The following is an 18983-nucleotide window of genomic DNA, read 5'->3' on the forward strand; positions in this document are numbered from 1 at the left end:
GTTTTCAACGATGCCGTTACGGACCCTTGAGACCTGGCCCCACGGCGCAATCATGCTGGACGCAGAGCACACGCGTTTTGCCTTGTGGGCGCCGGATGCTTTTTTTGTCAGTGTCGAACTGGAAGATGGACAGTCCTTGCCGTTGCTGCCTCAGGCCGATGGCTGGTTCGTGATCAAGACGCGCTGTCCTGCGGGCACGCGTTACCGCTACAACATTGATGGCGAACTCGAGGTGCCCGACCCGGCCTCCCGCGCTCAGGCCGGTGACATTCACCGGCACAGCGTGGTGGTCGATCCCCTCGCCTACACCTGGCGACACCGCGACTGGCTGGGACGGCCCTGGAACGAGGCGGTGATCTACGAGTTGCACGTCGGTGCGCTTGGCGGTTTTGTCGAGGTCGAGCAGCACCTGGCGCGGCTTGCCGGACTGGGCGTTACCGCCATCGAACTGATGCCGCTGGCGCAGTTCCCCGGTGATCGCAATTGGGGCTACGACGGGGTTCTGCCCTACGCGCCCCAGGCGTCCTACGGCACGCCCGAGCAACTCAAGCACCTGATCGACAGCGCCCACGGCCATGGTCTGGCGGTGATGCTCGACGTGGTCTACAACCACTTCGGCCCGGACGGCAATTACCTGCATCGCTACGCCAAGGCGTTCTTCAATGAAGACAAGCACACGCCTTGGGGCGCGGCCATCGACTTCCGGCGACGCGAGGTGCGCGACTTCTTTATCGACAATGCATTGATGTGGTTGCTGGAATACCGTTTTGACGGTTTGCGCTTCGACGCGGTGCACGCGATCAAAAGCCCGGACTTTCTACAGGAACTGGCGCAACGCATCCGGCAGCAAATCGACCCGGCGCGCCACGTGTGGCTGACAGTCGAAAACGAACACAACCAGGCCAGCCTGCTGCAGGAAGGTTACGACGCGCAGTGGAACGACGATGGCCACAATGCCTTGCACGTGCTGCTGACCGGTGAAACCGAGGCCTATTACGCCGACTATGCCGACAACCCTACCGAACAGTTGGCACGCTGCCTGAGCCAGGGCTTTGTGTTCCAGGGCCACACCAACCGCCACGGCGATGCCCGCGGCGAACCCAGCGGTCATTTGCCGCCCACGGCGTTCGTGCTGTTCTTGCAGAACCATGACCAGATCGGCAATCGCGCATTCGGCGAACGGCTGCACCAACTCGCCCACCCTGACGCCTTGAAAGCCGCGACGGCGTTGTTGCTGTTATCGCCGATGATCCCGCTGATGTTCATGGGCGACGAGTTTGCCGTCGAGCAACCGTTCCTGTTTTTCACCAGCCATCACGGCGAACTGGCGGAACTCGTTCGCGAAGGTCGGCGTAACGAATTTTGCGCGTTCGATGCATTTTCGGACCCGGCCAGGCGTGAACAGATTCCCGACCCGAACGCGCAGCAGACCTTCGAAGACTCACGGCCGAATCTGACGGCGAGCGGGCAATCGGCCATTTACACGCTGTATCGCCAACTGCTGAAAATCCGCCACGAGCAGATCATCGCGCGCCTGCCCGGTGCACACCCGTTGGGTGCCGAGGTACTGGCGCCAGGCGCGGTGAGCGCACGCTGGCAACTGGGCGATGGCAGCCTGCTGCGCATTGACCTGAACCTCAGCGACAAGCCGGTGGTCCACTCCCCACAGGCCGGCACTTCGTTGTTGTTCGAACACCCGCCGAAGTCCGCCGACCTGCTGAATCAGGGCACCCTTGCCCCGTATTGCGCGCTAGTCAGCCTCACGACCGCAGCCCCTTTGCTACCCCCGGATGGAGAGCGCCCATGAGCGATGCGCAATTGGAAATACTGGCTAGCCGAGCTGGCCTGGCCGTCGACTGGATCGATGCCAACGGCCGCCCACAAAAAGTCGCGCCGTCGGTGTTACGCAATGTCCTGACCGGGCTCGGCCATCCGGCCGGCAGCGCCCAGGAGATCGATGCCAGCCTGCAAGAATTGCAGCAAGTGCAACAAACCCGGCATCTGCCGCCGCTGCTGACCGCGGACGTTGGCGTGGGCCTCAGCCTCGCGCATTATTTCGAGCCGCAGACCCCCTGCGAGATCCACCTTGAGGACGGATCGCGGCTCAACCTGAAACTCGATGCCCAGGCGATGTTGCCCGGCCTGATTCCTGTCGGTTATCAGCACGTCAGTATCGAAGGCCAATCCTTTACGCTGGCCGTGGCGCCGGCACGCTGCTACAGCGTCAGCGATGCGGTCGACAGCCCGATCCCTCGCGCCTGGGGGCTGAGCGTGCAGCTGTACTCGCTGCGCCGTCCCGGCGATGGCGGTTTTGGCGACACCCAGGCGCTGGAAGACCTCGCCCGCGTTGCCGGTGAGCGTGGCGCCGAAGCGCTGGCGATCAGTCCGCTGCACGCGATGTTCAGCAGCGACACCCAGCGCTATAGCCCTTATTCGCCGTCCAGCCGCCTGTTCCTCAACAGCCTGTACGCAGCACCCGGCGCGATACTTGGCGAACGAGCGATGCGCACGGCGATTGACGCCACCGGGCTCGCCGCCGAGCTCAAGCATCTGGAACAACAGCCGCTGGTTGACTGGCCTGTGGCGGCCGACGCCAAGCACCGTTTGTTGCAGGCGTTGTACGAAGGCTTTGTCCAGGGCGAACACCCGTTGCACGCCGACTTCAGCAGCTTCCGCCACGCGGCTGGCGAAGCGCTGGAGAACCACTGCCGTTTCGAAGCCATTCAGGAGGCCCGTGCCGCCAAAGGTGAAAACCTCGACTGGCGCGAGTGGCCCGAGCAATGGCGCGACCCGCGCAGTGCTGCGCTGGCTGAATTTGCCGAAGAGAACGCCGGGCGCATCGGCTTCTTCGCCTTCTGCCAGTGGTTGATTACCCGTTGCCTGGAGCGCGCACAAACCGCTGCGCGCAGTAGCGGCATGAGCATTGGCCTGATCGCTGACCTCGCGGTCGGTGCCGACGGCGGCGGCAGCCAGGCCTGGAGTCGCCAGGACGAATTGCTCGCCTCGCTGACGGTGGGTGCACCGCCGGACATTCTTAATCGCACCGGGCAGGGCTGGGGGATTTCCGCGTTCTCGCCCGAAGGCCTGGTGCGTCACGGATTTCGTGCGTTCATCGAAATGCTCCGGGCCAACTTCGCCCATGCCGGTGGCCTGCGCATCGATCACGTCATGGGCCTGCAACGGCTGTGGGTGATCCCCAACGGCGCATCACCCGCCGATGGCGCTTATCTTTATTACCCGGTGGACGATCTGCTGCGCCTGCTGACCCTGGAATCCCATCGGCATCAAGCCATCGTTCTCGGCGAAGATCTCGGGACGGTGGAAGACGGCCTGCGGGAAAAACTCATCGCCCGTTCAATACTCGGCATGCGCGTGTTGCTGTTCGAGCAGGACAACACACACTTCAAGCCGATCCTCGACTGGCCGGACAACGCACTGGCCACCACCAGCACCCACGATTTACCGACGCTCAACGGCTGGTGGCATGGCCACGATATCGACTGGAATGCCCGATTGGGCCTGGTCGACGCCACGGGTGAAATCGAGTGGCGCCGTCACCGCGAACGCGAGCGTGAAGGCCTGCGCCGGGCGTTGAGCCAGGACCCGCAGAACTTCCGCGAAGAGTCCCATGAGACCGATCAGATACTCGACGCAGCCATTCGCTTCCTCGGCCATACCCGCGCGCCGCTGGTGTTGCTGCCGCTGGAGGATGCCCTGGGTATCGAACAGCAGGCCAACCTGCCCGGCACCATCGACACCCATCCGAATTGGTCGCGCCGCTTGCCCGGCGCCAGCGAAGCCCTGCTCGATGACCTGGACGCGGCCCGACGTCTGGAATTGCTTGCCTGCGCGCGGCTTCAGGCGGCCGAGCGTGACCGATGAATCAACCACGCGCGACCCTGCGTTTGCAGTTTCATAAGGGCTTCACGCTGGACGATGCGGTGCCGCTGGTGCCCTATTTCTCGCGCCTTGGTATCAGCCATGTCTACGCCTCGCCGCTACTGAGCGCACGCGCAGGTTCCATGCACGGCTATGACGTGGTGGACCCCACCACGGTCAACCCGGAACTGGGCGGCGAAGCGGCGTTGCGCCGTTTGGTCAGCGCGTTGCGTGAGCAGAACATGGGGCTGATCCTCGACATTGTCTCCAACCACATGGCCGTCGGTGGCGGCGATAATCCCTGGTGGCTGGACTTGCTGGAATGGGGCCGGTTGAGCCCGTACGGCGAATTTTTCGACATCCAATGGCATTCGCCCGATCCGTTGATGGAGGGTCAGCTCTTGCTGCCATTCCTCGGCAGCGACTATGGCGTGGCGTTGCAGGACGGCACCCTGCCCTTGTGCTTCGATGCGCAGCACGGTGCTTTTTACGTCGAACACTACGATCATCACTTCCCGATTTGCCCGATGGACTACGGCGAATTGCTCAAGGACGATACCGAGCGATTCAAGTCACTGGCCGACCGTTTCAGCACCTTGAGTTACCAGACCGACGCCCACCGCCTGGCCAAACCGTTGAAAGACGAGCTGCGCGAACTGGCCAGCGACCCGGCCCTGCTTCAAGTCATCGAGCAGAACCTGCAAGCCTACGACTCGCTCACGCCGGACGGTTTCCAGCGCCTGCACCAGTTGCTGGAGCGCCAAAGCTATCGCCTCGCCAGTTGGCGCACGGCGGCGGATGACATCAACTGGCGGCGCTTTTTCGATGTCAATGAACTGGGCGGCCTGCGTGTGGAGCGCCCGGCAGTGTTCGAAGCCACTCACGCAAAAATCTTCGAACTGGTCGCCGAGGGCCTGATCGACGGCCTGCGCATCGACCACATCGATGGCCTCGCCGACCCGCGCGCTTATTGCCGCAAACTGCGGCGCCGGGTCGACAGCCTGACGCTGGGCCGACACTTGCCGATCTACGTCGAGAAGATTCTCGGTGAAGGTGAAACCCTGCACCGTGACTGGTCGGTGAATGGCACCACCGGTTATGAATTCATGAACCAGGTGTCGTTGCTGCAACATGATCCCGCTGGTGCGCAAACTCTCGGCGAATTGTGGAACCGCTTCAGCGAACGGCCCGCCGACTTCCGTCAGGAAGCACACCTGGCCCGTCAGCAAATTCTCAACGGCTCGCTTGCCGGCGACTTCGAAAGCGTCGCCCAGGCGCTGCTGCAAGTGGCCCGGGATGATGTGATGACCCGCGACCTGACCCTCGGCGCGATTCGTCGGGCGTTGCAGGAACTGATCGTGCACTTCCCGGTGTATCGCACCTACATCAGCCCTTGTGGGCGCACCGTTGAGGACGATGGGTTTTTTCAGCAAGCCATGGACGGCGCGCGGCAAAACCTCAGCGAAGCCGATTGGCCGGTACTCGATTGTCTGGCCCGATGGCTGGGCGGCGAACCCTGGCGAAAACGCCCGGTGGGCCGCCCGCGCAAGATGCTCAAGCATGCCTGCGTGCGTTTTCAGCAGTTGACGTCACCGGCAGCGGCAAAGGCTGTCGAGGACACCGCGTTTTATCGCTCGGCGGTTTTGCTGTCGCGCAATGACGTGGGGTTCAACACGGAACAATTCAGTGCACCGGTGGCTGACTTCCATGCCGCGTGCCTCAATCGTCTCGAAGAATTCCCCGACAACCTGCTGACCACCGCGACCCACGACCACAAACGCGGCGAAGACACCCGTGCCAGGCTGGCGGTGTTGAGCGAGCGCAGCGCGTGGTTCGCCGAGCAGGTGCCGCTCTGGCAGACGCTGGCTCGGCCAGTTCGCGACGACGATGCGATGCCGTCGGCGGGGGATGAATTGATTCTGTATCAGACGATTCTCGGCAGTTGGCCGCTGGAACTGCGCGTCGACGATCGGCCCGCGCTTGAGGACTACCTCAAACGTCTCTGGCAGTGGCAGCAGAAAGCCTTGCGTGAAGCCAAGCTGCAAAGCAGCTGGAGCGCGCCGAACGATGCGTATGAACGTGCGACCCAGGCATTCATCGAACGACTTCTGCTAAGCCCCGAAGCCGAGCTGCTGCGCGCAGCCCTGAGCAAAGCCGTGACGTCCATCGCTGCATCCGGCGCACTTAACGGATTGGCGCAAACCTTGCTGCGCATGACCGTGCCGGGCATTGCGGACCTTTACCAAGGCAACGAGTACTGGGACTTCTCGCTGGTCGATCCGGACAACCGTCGCCCGGTGGATTACGCAAGTCGCCAACACACCCTGCAACGTCCGCCGGAACTGCCGGAACTGCTGGCCAACTGGCGTGACGGACGCATCAAACAAACCCTGATCGCGCGCACATTAGGCCTGCGCGCCCAACAGGCCGAGCTGTTTCAACGCGGGACGTATCAAGCGCTGGAAGTGGTCGGCGGCGAGGCACACCGAGTGTTGGCATTTGCGCGCTCGTACAACCAGAAGCAGGCCATCGTGATCGTCCCGATACGCTGTGCGGGCCTGCTGAAAAACAGTGCCATACCCCATGTCGGCGCGCCGCTGTGGGGCGATACGCGAGTCAAATTACCGTTTACCACCCCTGCCGAAAATCTGAAGGGACTTTTTTCCAGCGTCGCAGTCACAGAACACAAGGAGCTGATGATTGGCGCCGCGCTGGGGGATTTCCCGGTCAATCTCTTTATCCAAAACTTTGAGTTCAGTTCAGGAGCATAGCGATGAGTACCGACGATAAACGCATCCGCGAATTTGCCTATCAGATCTGGGAATCGGAAGGAAAACCCGAGGGCCATGAAGCCCGGCACTGGGAGATGGCTCGAAAACTAGCAGAAGCCGAAGCCCTGGCCCCCAGCAAATCGCCCAAGGCGGCCAGCAGCAAAGCGGCAGGCACCAAGCCTGCCGTCAGCAAAACCGCCAACGGCAAGGCTGGCGAACCAAAAACCAAAGCCAAGGCCAAACCCGCTGCTGCGGCAAAGGTGATCCCGCCCGGGGAAAAGTCCACCGAGAAGAAACCTCGCGCAGTGCGTAAACCGCCTGCGGTCTGACGCTTCCCGGCATTGTCCTGACTGACCTTGTGGCGAGCGACCTCTCGCCACCGTGGGCACGTTCGCCCCCGATAAACCTGTAGGAGCGAGGCTTGCCCGCGAAGGCGGTGTGTCATTCAACATTCGAATCGACTGACACGCCGTCTTCGCGGGCAAGCCTCGCTCCTACAGGGGATTCCCCAATTGCAGGAGCATCTATGACCAGTCCAAAAAAAGCCGCGCCAGAACCTCAGGCCGAGGCTTCGCGAATCCGGGAAGGCCTGCCCTTCCCGCTGGGCGCCACCTGGGATGGTCTGGGGGTCAACTTCGCCTTGTTCTCCGCCAACGCGACCAGGGTCGAACTGTGCATCTTCGATGACGCCGGCGAAGTTGAACTGGAGCGCATCGAACTGCCGGAATACACCGACGAGATCTACCACGGCTACCTGCCCGATGCTCATCCGGGGCTGATCTATGGCTACCGTGTTTATGGCCCGTATGCCCCGGCCAACGGGCATCGCTTCAATCACAACAAACTGTTGATCGACCCCTACGCCAAACAACTGGTCGGCCAGTTGAAATGGTCCGAAGCGCTGTTCGGCTACACCATCGGCCACCCCGACGCCGACCTCAGTTTTGACGAACGCGACAGCGCGCCGTTCGTACCGAAATGCAAGGTGATCGACCCGGCGCACACCTGGGGCCACGACCACCGCGTCAGCGTGCCGTGGGACAAAACGATCATTTACGAAACTCACGTGCGCGGCTTCAGCATGCGTCACCCGTCTGTCCCCGAGAACGTGCGTGGCACCTTCGCCGGGTTGATGGTCGATGACATGCTGGAACACATCCGCAAGCTCGGCGTATCGACCGTGGAATTGCTGCCGATTCACGCGTTCGTGAATGACCAGCACTTGTTGCACAAAGGCATGACCAATTACTGGGGCTACAACAGCATCGCGTTTTTCGCCCCGGACCCGCGCTACCTGGCCAGCGGCAAGATCGCCGAGTTCAAGGAAATGGTCGCGCACCTGCACGAAGCCAATCTGGAGGTGATTCTCGACGTGGTGTACAACCACACCGCCGAGGGCAACGAACAGGGCCCGACCCTGTCGATGCGGGGCATCGACAACGCCTCGTATTACCGCTTGATGCCCGACGACAAGCGCTTCTACATCAACGATTCCGGCACCGGCAACACCCTGGACCTGAGTCACCCGTGCGTATTGCAGATGGTCACCGACTCCCTGCGTTACTGGGCGTCGGAAATGCACGTGGACGGGTTCCGCTTCGACCTGGCGACCATTCTCGGGCGCTACCACGACGGTTTCGATGAACGTCACAGCTTCCTCGTTGCCTGCCGCCAGGACCCTGTACTGCGCCAGGTGAAAATGATTGCCGAGCCGTGGGACATTGGCCCCGGTGGCTATCAGGTCGGTCGCTTTCCACCGGGCTGGGTCGAATGGAACGACAAATTCCGCGATACCGTGCGCGCGTTCTGGAAAGGCGACGACGGCCAACTCGCTGACTTCGCCAGCCGGATGACTGCCTCCGGTGAAATGTTCAATCAGCGTGGTCGGCGGCCCTACGCGTCAGTGAACTTCGTCACCGCTCACGACGGCTTCACCCTCAACGACCTGGTGTCGTACAACGAAAAACACAACGAAGCCAACGACGAGAACAACCAGGACGGCAGCAACAACAACCTGTCCTGGAACCACGGCGTCGAAGGCCCGACTGACGATCCGGAGATCAACGCGCTCCGCCAGCGGCAGATGCGCAACTTCTTCGCCACCCTGCTGCTGTCCCAGGGCACGCCGATGCTGGTGGCCGGTGACGAGTTCGCCCGCACCCAGGACGGCAACAACAATGCCTATTGTCAGGACAGTGAAATCGGCTGGGTCAATTGGGACCTGAGCGAAGATGGCAAGGCGTTGCTGAAGTTCGTCAAACGCCTGATCAAGCTGCGCCTGGCCTACCCGATCCTGCGACGCGGGCGCTTCCTGGTGGGCAATTACAACGAAGACATCGGCGTCAAGGACGTCACCTGGCTGGCGCCGGATGGCAGCGAGATGAGCACCGAACAATGGGAGGAATCCCACGGCAAATGCCTCGGCATGTTGCTCGATGGCCGAGCCCAGGAAACCGGGATTCGCCGCAAGGGCGGTGATGCCACCTTGCTACTGGTGGTCAACGCGCACCACGACATCGTCAACTTCACCTTGCCGCAAGTGCCGGATGGCAGGTTCTGGACCTGCATGGTCGACACCAATCAGCCATCGATCCGCGGTCAGGAGCGCTTCGAGTTCGGCCACGAATATTCGGTCACCGGCCGTTCGCTGCTGCTGTTCGAATTGCAGCGTGAGGAAGAAGAGTGAAATGAAACTACGGGCGTTTCTACATGGCCAGGCAGCGGACGGACACTGGAGCGACTCCAGCGATAATTGCGCGACCTGGCACAGCCCGGAGAAAAATATGCACCGGTGGGAACATCGACGCGACGAATAGCGTGACTTGAGCAATACTCTGCTCGCAGCAATCCAGGGTTCGGAGAGCGGCACATTGCTATCAATTAGAACAAGGACGTAGCCCGATGAAATCCGTTTCCATCAGCGACAGCAGCCTTACTGCACAGATCTGGAACAACGCGCCTCAGCTCGACAACATTCCCGTCATCAACACCCAGACCCTGGTCCCGCCCGGCGCCCGCGCCGTGGTGATCGCGCCGCATCCCGGCGATGAAGTCGTGACCTGCGGCGGACTGCTGCAATTACTCAGCGCTCTGGGCCATCCCCTGCAATTGATCTCGATCACCGACGGCAGCGCCAGCCATCCGGGGTCACAGCAATGGTCGGAGAAACGCCTCAGCGTGTTTCGTCCCCAGGAAAGCGTCGAAGCCTTGCGCCGCCTCGGTTTGCCGATGCACAGCCTGAAGTGGATTCGCGGTGGGTTCACCGACAACGCCCTGGCCGAGCGTGAACTTCAGTTGACTCAATTCATCGCGCGGTACTTGCGGCCTGGTGATGTGGTGTTCAGCACCTGGAGCGAGGACGGCAATGTCGACCACGACGTCGTCGGCCGCGCCAGTGCCAAAGCCGCCGCCTCGGTCGGTGCAGCGTTCAACGAAGTGCCCGTCTGGGCGTGGCATTGGCCCTCGCGTGATCGAGGGCTGATCCCCTGGCACCGCGCCCGCAAGGTTCGCCTCGACACCTGGACCGTTGCGCGCAAAAGCCACGCCACCCACGCCTACGCCAGCCAGCTCGACGGCGAACCCGCCATCGGCATCGCCCCGCTGCTGCCCCGGGTGCTGCTGGAGCGCATGCGGTTGCCCTATGAAATCGTCTTCGTCTAAACCAACACCCCCTGCAGGAGCCAGCTTGCCGGCGATGAGGCCCTTGAACCTTGCACTATTCTTGCGGACGCCATCGCCGGCAAGCCAGCTCCTACAGGTTTGTGTCGATCACCCGCTCGAAATTGCCCCCGCCTCTGTAGGAGCCAGCTTGCTGGCGATGAGGCCCTTGAGCCTTGCACTATTCTTGCGAACGCCATCGCCGGCAAGCCAGCTCCTACAAGGTTGTGTCGATCACCCGCTCGAAATTGCCCCCGCCCCTGTAGGAGCCAGCTTGCTGGCGATGAGGCCCTTGAACCTTGCACTAATCTTGAAGACGCCATCGCCGGCAAGCCAGCTCCTACAAGGTTGTGTCGATCACAGGTTTGAATTTACCCCCGCCCCCGTAGGAGCCAGCTTGCTGGCGATGAGGCCCTTGAACCTTGCACTGATCTTGCGGGCGCCATCGCTGGCAAGCCAGCTCCTACAAGGTTGTGTCGATCACAGGTTTGAATTTGCCCCCGCCCCTGTAGGAGCCGGCTTACTGGCGATGAGGCCCTTGAACCTTGCGCTAATCTTGAAGACGCCATCGCCGGCAAGTCGGACCGCAGCGCATGCTCAAACTGAACTGCCCGCCCCCGCATCAGTCGCATACATAAGCCAGCATGATTCAGAGGAGTCAAAGTGACCAGTGATTCCAAGCGCCAGACCGTCGAATCGACGCCATTGAACACGCCGCCGGCGATTAATCGACTCAGAGTACTGACGGTCAACACCCACAAGGGCTTCACCGCGCTAAACCGACGCTTCATCCTCCCGGAACTGCGTGAAGCGGTACGCAGTACGTCCGCCGACCTGGTGTTCCTGCAGGAAGTCGTCGGTGAACACGAACGCCATTCTTCCCGCCTCAACAACTGGCCGCAGACCTCGCAATACGAGTTCCTCGCCGACAGCATGTGGAGCGACTTCGCCTACGGCCGCAATGCGGTCTACCCCAACGGTCACCACGGTAACGCGCTGCTGTCAAAATACCCGATCCGCGAATACCGCAACCTCGACGTCTCGATCACCGGCCCCGAGCGCCGCGGTCTGTTGCATTGCCTGCTCGACGTACCGGGCCACGCCGAAGTCCACGCGATTTGCGTACACCTGAGCCTGCTGGAAAGTCATCGTCAATTGCAGCTCCAGTTACTCTGCCAACTGCTTGAGTCTTTACCCGACGATGCACCGGTGATAATCGCCGGCGACTTCAACGACTGGCAGCTACAAGGCAACGCCGCCCTCGCCCGCCACGACTACCTGCACGAAGCCTTCGAACGCCACCATGGTCGCCCGGCAAAAACCTATCCGGCACGGTTTCCGTTACTGCGCCTGGACCGGATCTATCTGCGCAATGCCAGCAGCCATGAGCCGCGGATATTGGGCAGCAAGCCGTGGACGCATCTGTCGGATCATTTGCCGTTGGCGGTGGAAGTGCGTCTTTAGTGTTTCAGGCATGATCCGTCAGGCATCATTGATATTGACAGTAATGTTCTAAGGGATGCGCCCGTGAATCTCGCCGTTCACATCGACTTTCTTACCGACCGTCGGCTGCTCAAACGCCTCTGGAACAATACTTTCACGATGATTTTTCGTACAAACAAGAACTTAGATAAGCGCCAAAAAACAATCAGTTGCAACGGCTAAATTAGACATACCGCTTATCGTTCATTTTCTTGACGCGACGCCATCGGTCTTCTTGACTTGACGTTACTACCCCCGGAAGTACCACCCGGAGCAACCCCCAGACACCCGTCAAAACGGGCCGCCAGCGGCTTGCCCCAGTCCATTCGGTCGCCCCTCAATCAGGGGTAGGAGAGACGCCAGAGCGAGATACCACATGCGACTGCAAGGTAGACCTCCATGAAAACTTCATTCACCCCACAAGAGATCAAAGTTACTTTTTGCACAGTGTCGAGTTCACTCTTGCTGTGTTCATCCATGGAAGTGCAGGCCTCGCCTGCCGAGGAAGAAACAACCCCCTGGTATGACCAGGAGGTCCCGGTGCTCACCTTGCCCTCGCTCGCTACCAACTACCCCGGCCGCTTCAGTGCCAACCCTGATCTGCGAAGTTCACACCTGACCATCGAAGACGCTGCGCCCTCGGCCTGGGATCAGCTCTATGGACAGGTATCGCGTCAGGCACAAACCGATTATCTGTCCCAGGGATTCAGCATTCCTGGCGCCAACGAATTCAAAGGCCCGGCGATCCTCACCCTGCAAAGCGGTAGCGGCCATACCCAGCAGGTCGGGCTGATCGGCGGGATGAGCCAGTTTCAAGGCAACAGCAACGGCCTGCTGACCAGTCGCGCCCTTGCCGACCCCAACACCGACACCCTCAACCTGCAAGGCCAGAGCCTCGGCGCCTACTGGAGCCTGACCGGCCCACAGGGCTGGCACGTCGACTTGACGGCCAGTGGCGGTCGGGTCAACGGCTTCAGTCGTAATGAACAGGGAGCCCGACAAGCCACCGAAGGCAGCGCAGTCACCTTCTCGGTGGAAGGCGGCTTTCCGATTGGTCTGGGCGACAACTGGGTGGTCGAACCCCAGGCTCAGTTGATCAATCAGCGCATCACCCTGGACACCCCGTACGCCGGTTCCGGCAATGCTTCCTCCAGCGACCTGACATCCTGGAGCGGTCGGGTCGGTGCACGGTTGAAAGGTAGCTACGACATCAACGGCCTCGGGGTCGAACCGTATGTGCGGACCAACTTGTGGCACACGGTGTACACCGGCAATACCGTGACCCTGGATCAGGTCGACAAGATCAGCACCAGCCGCTATTCATCGACAGTCGAAGTGGGTTTGGGCCTGGTGGCCAGAGTGACTCCCGCCGTGAGCCTGTATGTCAGCGCGGATTACAGCAGCAGTGTGGATGAAAATGATTTGAATGGGCTGATTGGCAGTTTGGGTGTGCGGATGCGTTGGTGAGCGTCGGTTTTCAAGAAATGCGTTGTCCCGGCTGACACCATCGCGGGCAAGTCGGGTCGTCGCACCGCTGCTCCCACAGGTACAGCGTGACCCCTGTGGGAGCGAGACCGGCTTGCCGGCGAATGGCAGCGACGCGGTTTCAGATCACCCCTCCGGCCTCAACATCAACACCGCCAACGGCGGCAAATTCAGCACCAGCGAAAGCGCCTGCCCATGGCTCGCCTCTTCCTCGGTAGACGCCCCGCCGCTGTTCCCGTAATTCGACCCGGCATACGTCGCCGCGTCGCTGTTGATCACCTCAGTCCAGCGCCCCGCAAACGGCACGCCAATGCGATAAGCCTGGCGCGGCACCGGCGTAAAGTTGGCCACCACCAGCACCGGCCGACCATCCTTGCTCCAGCGCAGGAACGCGTAAACGCTGTTGATCGCGTCATCGCCAATCAGCCACTGGAACCCTTGCGGCACGTCGTCCTGCTCATGCAGCGCCGGTTCTTCGCGGTACAGCCGATTCAGGTCACCGACCAAAGTCTTCACACCTTGGTGTTCCGGGTACTGCAGCAAGTACCAATCCAGCTGCTGATCATGATCCCACTCGCGCCACTGGCCAAACTCGCAGCCCATGAACAACAGCTTCTTGCCCGGATGCGCCCACATGAAGCTCAGGTACGCACGCAGGTTGGCGAATTTCTGCCAGCGGTCGCCGGGCATTTTGTCGATCAGCGAGTGTTTGCCGTGGACCACTTCGTCGTGGGAGATCGGCAGGATGAAGCGCTCGGACCAGGCGTATACCAGGCCGAAACTCAGTTCGTTGTGATGATGCGCGCGGTACACCGGATCCTGCTGGATGTAATGCAGCGAATCGTGCATCCAGCCCATGTTCCATTTGTAATCGAAACCCAGGCCGCCCTGCTGCGTGCTCTGGCTCACGCCTGGCCACGCGGTGGATTCTTCGGCGATCACCAGTGCGCCAGGGGCTTCGAGGTTGACCACGTCGTTGAGGTGGCGCAGGAAGTCGATCGCTTCAAGGTTCTCCCGCCCGCCGTGCCGGTTCGGCACCCATTCGCCGGCCTTGCGCGAGTAATCGCGATACAGCATCGACGCCACCGCATCGACGCGCAGGCCATCGACATGGAAATGCTTGAGCCAGTGCAACCCCGACGCCAGCATGTAGCCGTGCACTTCGGTGCGACCGAGGTTGTAGATCAGCGTGTCCCAATCCTGGTGGAAACCTTCCAGCGGGTTGCCGTATTCGTACAGCGCGGTGCCGTCGAATTGCGCCAGGCCGTGGACATCGGTCGGGAAATGCGCCGGCACCCAATCGAGGATGACGCCGATGTCGGCCAGGTGACAGGCGTTGACGAACGCGGCGAAGTCATCCGGTGAACCGTAGCGTGCGCTCGGGGCAAATTGCGAGAGCAGTTGATAGCCCCACGAACCGCCGAACGGGTGCTCCATGATCGGCATCAGCTCAATGTGGGTGAAGCCCAGATCCTTGACGTACGGGATCAACCGTTCACCCAGTTCGTGCCAGGTGTACTGACGCGCGACTTCGCCCAGATCGTCCAGCTCACACTGCCAGGAGCCGGCGTGCAATTCGTAGATCGACAGCGGCGCGCTCGGTTGTGAACGCTCGACGCGTGCCTGCATCCACGCGTGATCCTGCCATTCGATGCTCAGTGGTGAGGCGACTTTCGACGCGGTGTCCGGCGGCAGCGCGGTGGCCAGGGCCATCGGATCGGCCTTGAGCGGCAGAATGCCGTGGGCACCGAGGATCTCGTATTTGTAAGCCTCGCCTGCCTGCATGCGCGGGATGAACACTTCCCAGACGCCGGTCGGGTGACGCGAGCGCATCGGGTGCCGACGGCCATCCCAGTTATTGAAATCGCCGACCACCGACACCCGTCTGGCGTTGGGTGCCCACACGGCAAAACGCACGCCGTCGACGCCGTCGACGTTTTTCAGCTGCGCACCGAGACAACTGCTCAAGTCGCGGTGATTGCCCTCGGCGAACAGATACAAGTCCATTTCACCGAGCAACGGGCCGAAGCTGTAAGGGTCCTCGGACACCTGTTCGCCACCGGCCCAACGGGTGCGCAGCACATACGGCTGCGCGTGCTCGAAATGCCCGACAAACAACCCCGGCGTCTGGGTGGCCTCCAGGCTGCCGAGTTCTTCGCCGGAGTCCTTGGTCAGCACCTGCACGCTCAGCGCGTCAGGCAGATAAGCCCGTATGAATTGCCCGCCAGCACCATCGCCATGGGGGCCGAGGATTGCAAAGGGGTCGTGATGTTCAGCGCGTACCAGCGCATCGATGTCCCGGGATCTGGGCAGTAACGCCTCTCTAGCGTGACCCTGTTCCTTGTTCGAGAAACTCATGACTACTCTCCACCAAGATCGGAAAAGGGTTTAAGCCCACTCAATAATCCATATAAACCGTGCAACGGCACGGGCAACCAGGTGGGCCGATTCTCTGCCTCATAGGCCACCTCATACGCCGCTTTCTCCAGACCGAACAACGCCAGCGCGGCGTCCTCGCCTTCCGGATCTTGCCACGCATGAGCAAGACTAGCTGCCGCCAGCCGATAAGCGTCGACAAATGCCTGTCGCGCTTCACTTAAATAGCGATCGGCGACACGCTGACGGGCCGCCTGCACATCGGTGGTGTGATCGGCGTTGTGCACGTTGATCGTCATCGCCGCAGCGTAGTCGAAGGAACGCAACACGCCGCTGACATCTTTGTAGGGGCTGTGTTTGCCGCGACGTTCGGCCAGTGGCCGTGCCGGTTCGCCTTCGAAGTCGATCAGGTACGCATCACCCTTGATCACCAGCACCTGCCCGAGGTGCAAGTCGCCGTGGACGCGAATCCGCAGACCACCGACTGCTTTTTTACCCAGTTCCTGGACGTGGGCGAGGATGGCTTTTTTGTTGTCCAGTAAACGGCTGACCAGGGTTTTGTCCGCCGGGTTCAGTTCGCTTTGATGCTGCTTGAGCAACTTCAGCGCGTGCTCCAGTTGCGCCGCGACATCCTTGGCCGAGGCCAGGGCGTCTTTTTGCGTGGTGACGTGCGGGGCGAAGTCCGGGTCGTCGGTAGACGCCGCCAGCACCAGGTGCATTTCACCCAGGCGCTGACCGAGCATTGCGGCGAAGTCTTTCAACTCGCCGAGGGCGTTGTAATGCTGCTCCTGCTCGGACATCGCGTCGGCCAGTTCATCGCGCAGCGCCCGTTCGAGGTTGTTCTGCGTCCATTCCCACGCATCGCCCTGATTGCTCAAATAGCCTTGGGCGATCATCAGCAGATTGTCTTCGCCCTTGGCGTCGCGGCGAACCACCGAACCCAGCAGCGGCGAGATATTGGCAAAGCCTGCGTTGGTCAGGTACGCGCTCATTTCCAGTTCCGGGTGCACGCCCGAGGCGATCTTGCGGATCAGCTTCAGCACCATGGTTTTGCCCACCACCACCGAACTGTTGGACTGTTCGGCGGACAGGTAACGCACTTCCGATTCCGCCGTCAGCCCCAGGCCGGCCAGTGCGGCAGTCGGCTCGAAACGGATTTCGCCGCCATCGGAAGGCAACACCGTGTTGTCCTGCATGGCTGACAGCACGGCGCGGATGAAGTGTTCGAGGCTGAAGGCATCGGTGATCAAACCCACCTGCGGTCCGCGTCGCACCCGCGACAACGCCAGTTGCTGCGGCAATGCCGGCCCGACCTGATCGTCCGCAATGAAGCCGAACGGCAACTGGTAACGACTGGTCTGGCCGCCGCTGGTGACTTCGATTTCACTCAACAGCACCGGATGCTGCGCATCACCGAAACGCACGCCGTAGGCCAGATTGACCTTGTCGATGGCAGCGTCCTTGCCGGCGAACCAACGCCGGTTCTGCAACCAGCTTGGCAAGATGCTCTGCTCCAACGTGCCACGGGACGGCGCTTCGAGCAGTTCCTCCATGCGTTTTTTCAGCACCAGCGTGGTGAAATCCGGCAGGCTTTGCGCCGGCTCGACGTGCCAGCTCGGCATTTGGTTTTCTGCCGCCAGCACAAACCAATAGAAACCGTACGGTGCCAGGGTCAGGAGGAAATTCAATTGCCCAATCGGCGGGAACGCATTCCCGCCGAGCATCTCCACCGGCACCATGCCGACGTAGGCCGACAGGTCGAGCTCTGCCGCTTGCGCGCTACGGGACACGTTGGCCACGCACAGGATGATTTCGTGCTTGCCGTCGGCGCCGGTGAATTCACGGGTGTAGGCCAGAATCCGGCGGTTGCTTGGCGACAGCATTTTCAGGGTGCCACGGCCGAAGGCCTTGGACTGCTTGCGCACCGCGAGCATGCGGCGGGTCCAGTTCAGCAGCGAATGCGGGTCGCCGGCCTGGGTTTCGACGTTGACCGACAGGTAGCCGTATTGCGGGTCCATGATCGGCGGCAGCACCAGGCTCGCCGGGTCGGCGCGGGAAAACCCGCCGTTACGGTCGATCGACCATTGCATCGGCGTGCGCACGCCATCGCGGTCGCCGAGGTAGATGTTGTCGCCCATGCCGATTTCATCGCCGTAATACAGCGTCGGCGTGCCGGGCATCGACAGCAACAGGCTATTGAGCAATTCCACGCGACGACGATCACGCTCCATCAGCGGCGCGAGGCGACGGCGAATCCCCAGGTTGATCCGCGCGCGACGGTCGGCGGCGTAGTAATTCCACAGGTAATCGCGCTCCTTGTCGGTGACCATTTCCAGGGTCAGCTCATCGTGGTTACGCAGGAAAATCGCCCACTGACAGTTGGCGGGGATTTCCGGGGTTTGACGCAGAATGTCGGTGATCGGGAAACGGTCTTCCTGGGCCAGCGCCATGTACATCCGCGGCATCAGCGGGAAGTGGAACGCCATGTGGCATTCGTCACCGTTCAGGCCTTTTTTATCGGTTTCACCGAAGTACAACTGGGTGTCTTCCGGCCATTGGTTGGCCTCGGCCAGCAGCATGCGGTCGGGATAATTGGCGTCGATTTCGGCGCGGATCTGCTTGAGGACATCGTGGGTCTCGGGCAGGTTTTCGTTATTGGTGCCGTCGCGCTCGATGAGGTACGGAATCGCATCCAGACGCAAACCGTCGATGCCCATGTCCAGCCAATAGCGCATCACCGAGAGCACGGCTTTCATGACCTGCGGGTTATCGAAGTTCAGGTCCGGCTGGTGGGAATAGAAGCGGTGCCAGAAATACTGACCGGCGACCGGGTCCCAGGTCCAGTTGGATTTCTCGGTGTCGAGAAAAATGATGCGGGTGCCGTCGTATTTTTGATCGTCATCGGACCAGACGTAAAAGTCCCGCGCGGCCGAGCCGGGCTTGGCTTTGCGCGCACGCTGGAACCACGCGTGCTGGTCCGAGGTGTGGTTGATGACCAGTTCGGTAATCACCCGCAAGCCACGTTTGTGCGCTTCAGAGATAAAGCGTTTGGCGTCGGCCATGGTGCCGTAATCGGCGTGCACGCCGCGGTATTCGGCAATGTCGTAACCGTCATCGCGTCGTGGCGACGGGTAAAACGGCAGAAGCCAGATGGTGTTGACGCCGAGGTCGGCAATGTAATCGAGTTTGGCGATAAGGCCGGGAAAGTCGCCGATCCCGTCGTTGTTGGAGTCGAAAAAAGACTTTACGTGAACCTGGTAGATCACCGCATCCTTGTACCAGAGCGGGTCCTTGATAAACGTGGCTGCCTTGGGTTTCTTCGCCATTTGAAAC

10 protein-coding genes are annotated in these 18983 nt (G+C 61.2%); 8 read left to right on the plus strand and 2 right to left on the minus strand.

The window, feature by feature from the left end:
* Window positions 1-10: 10 nt before the first annotated feature.
* The 8 genes from treZ (at window position 11) to KGB25_RS05625 (ending at window position 13256) form a co-directional block, all read left to right on the plus strand.
* On the plus strand, window positions 11-1807 hold the full coding sequence (treZ, locus tag KGB25_RS05590) for a malto-oligosyltrehalose trehalohydrolase (protein ID WP_223434543.1): 1797 nt from the start codon (window positions 11-13) through the stop codon (window positions 1805-1807).
* On the plus strand, window positions 1804-3882 hold the full coding sequence (gene malQ, locus KGB25_RS05595; protein ID WP_223434544.1) for a 4-alpha-glucanotransferase: 2079 nt from the start codon (window positions 1804-1806) through the stop codon (window positions 3880-3882). Before treZ ends, malQ begins: the two co-directional genes overlap by 4 nt.
* Window positions 3879-6650, plus strand: a complete 2772-nt coding sequence (locus tag KGB25_RS05600) for a malto-oligosyltrehalose synthase (RefSeq protein WP_223434545.1) — start codon at window positions 3879-3881, stop codon at window positions 6648-6650. The genes malQ and KGB25_RS05600 overlap by 4 nt, the downstream gene beginning before the upstream one ends.
* Before the next feature lie 2 nt (window positions 6651-6652).
* Window positions 6653-6979: a DUF2934 domain-containing protein gene (locus KGB25_RS05605; protein ID WP_223434546.1), complete on the plus strand. Its 327-nt coding sequence runs from the start codon at window positions 6653-6655 to the stop codon at window positions 6977-6979.
* A gap of 197 nt (window positions 6980-7176) precedes the next feature.
* Window positions 7177-9336, plus strand: coding sequence for a glycogen debranching protein GlgX (gene glgX, locus KGB25_RS05610; RefSeq protein WP_223434547.1), 2160 nt, complete (start codon window positions 7177-7179; stop codon window positions 9334-9336).
* 215 nt (window positions 9337-9551) lie between these two features.
* Entirely contained in the window at window positions 9552-10310 is a 759-nt protein-coding gene (locus KGB25_RS05615) for a PIG-L deacetylase family protein (RefSeq protein ID WP_192227257.1), read from the plus strand.
* Window positions 10311-10970: 660 nt separating this feature from the next.
* Window positions 10971-11771, plus strand: coding sequence for an endonuclease/exonuclease/phosphatase family protein (locus KGB25_RS05620; RefSeq protein ID WP_008041048.1), 801 nt, complete (start codon window positions 10971-10973; stop codon window positions 11769-11771).
* Window positions 11772-12188: 417 nt separating this feature from the next.
* Window positions 12189-13256: an autotransporter outer membrane beta-barrel domain-containing protein gene (locus KGB25_RS05625; RefSeq protein ID WP_008041049.1), complete on the plus strand. Its 1068-nt coding sequence runs from the start codon at window positions 12189-12191 to the stop codon at window positions 13254-13256.
* 144 nt (window positions 13257-13400) lie between these two features.
* Here the strand turns inward: KGB25_RS05625 and glgB are convergent, their stop codons facing one another.
* Entirely contained in the window at window positions 13401-15632 is a 2232-nt protein-coding gene (gene glgB, locus KGB25_RS05630) for a 1,4-alpha-glucan branching protein GlgB (protein ID WP_223434549.1), read from the minus strand.
* 2 nt (window positions 15633-15634) lie between these two features.
* Complete coding sequence (treS, locus tag KGB25_RS05635; RefSeq protein ID WP_223434551.1) at window positions 15635-18976, minus strand: maltose alpha-D-glucosyltransferase; 3342 nt, start codon at window positions 18974-18976, stop codon at window positions 15635-15637.
* Between the last annotated feature and the right edge of the window lie 7 nt (window positions 18977-18983).

Source organism: Pseudomonas sp. BF-RE-21 (assembly GCF_019947305.1).
Taxonomy (GTDB): domain Bacteria; phylum Pseudomonadota; class Gammaproteobacteria; order Pseudomonadales; family Pseudomonadaceae; genus Aquipseudomonas; species Aquipseudomonas migulae.

Bases quoted from the DNA above. Each gene is read 5' to 3' on its own strand.
- KGB25_RS05615 (WP_192227257.1), top strand. From the start codon at position 9,552: ATGAAATCCGTTTCCATCAGCGACAGCAGCCTTACTGCACAGATCTGG.
- treZ (WP_223434543.1), top strand. From the start codon at position 11: ATGCCGTTACGGACCCTTGAGACCTGGCCCCACGGCGCAATCATGCTG.
- treS (WP_223434551.1), bottom strand. From the start codon at position 18,976: ATGGCGAAGAAACCCAAGGCAGCCACGTTTATCAAGGACCCGCTCTGG.
- KGB25_RS05600 (WP_223434545.1), top strand. From the start codon at position 3,879: ATGAATCAACCACGCGCGACCCTGCGTTTGCAGTTTCATAAGGGCTTC.
- glgB (WP_223434549.1), bottom strand. From the start codon at position 15,632: ATGAGTTTCTCGAACAAGGAACAGGGTCACGCTAGAGAGGCGTTACTG.
- malQ (WP_223434544.1), top strand. From the start codon at position 1,804: ATGAGCGATGCGCAATTGGAAATACTGGCTAGCCGAGCTGGCCTGGCC.
- KGB25_RS05605 (WP_223434546.1), top strand. From the start codon at position 6,653: ATGAGTACCGACGATAAACGCATCCGCGAATTTGCCTATCAGATCTGG.
- KGB25_RS05625 (WP_008041049.1), top strand. From the start codon at position 12,189: ATGAAAACTTCATTCACCCCACAAGAGATCAAAGTTACTTTTTGCACA.
- glgX (WP_223434547.1), top strand. From the start codon at position 7,177: ATGACCAGTCCAAAAAAAGCCGCGCCAGAACCTCAGGCCGAGGCTTCG.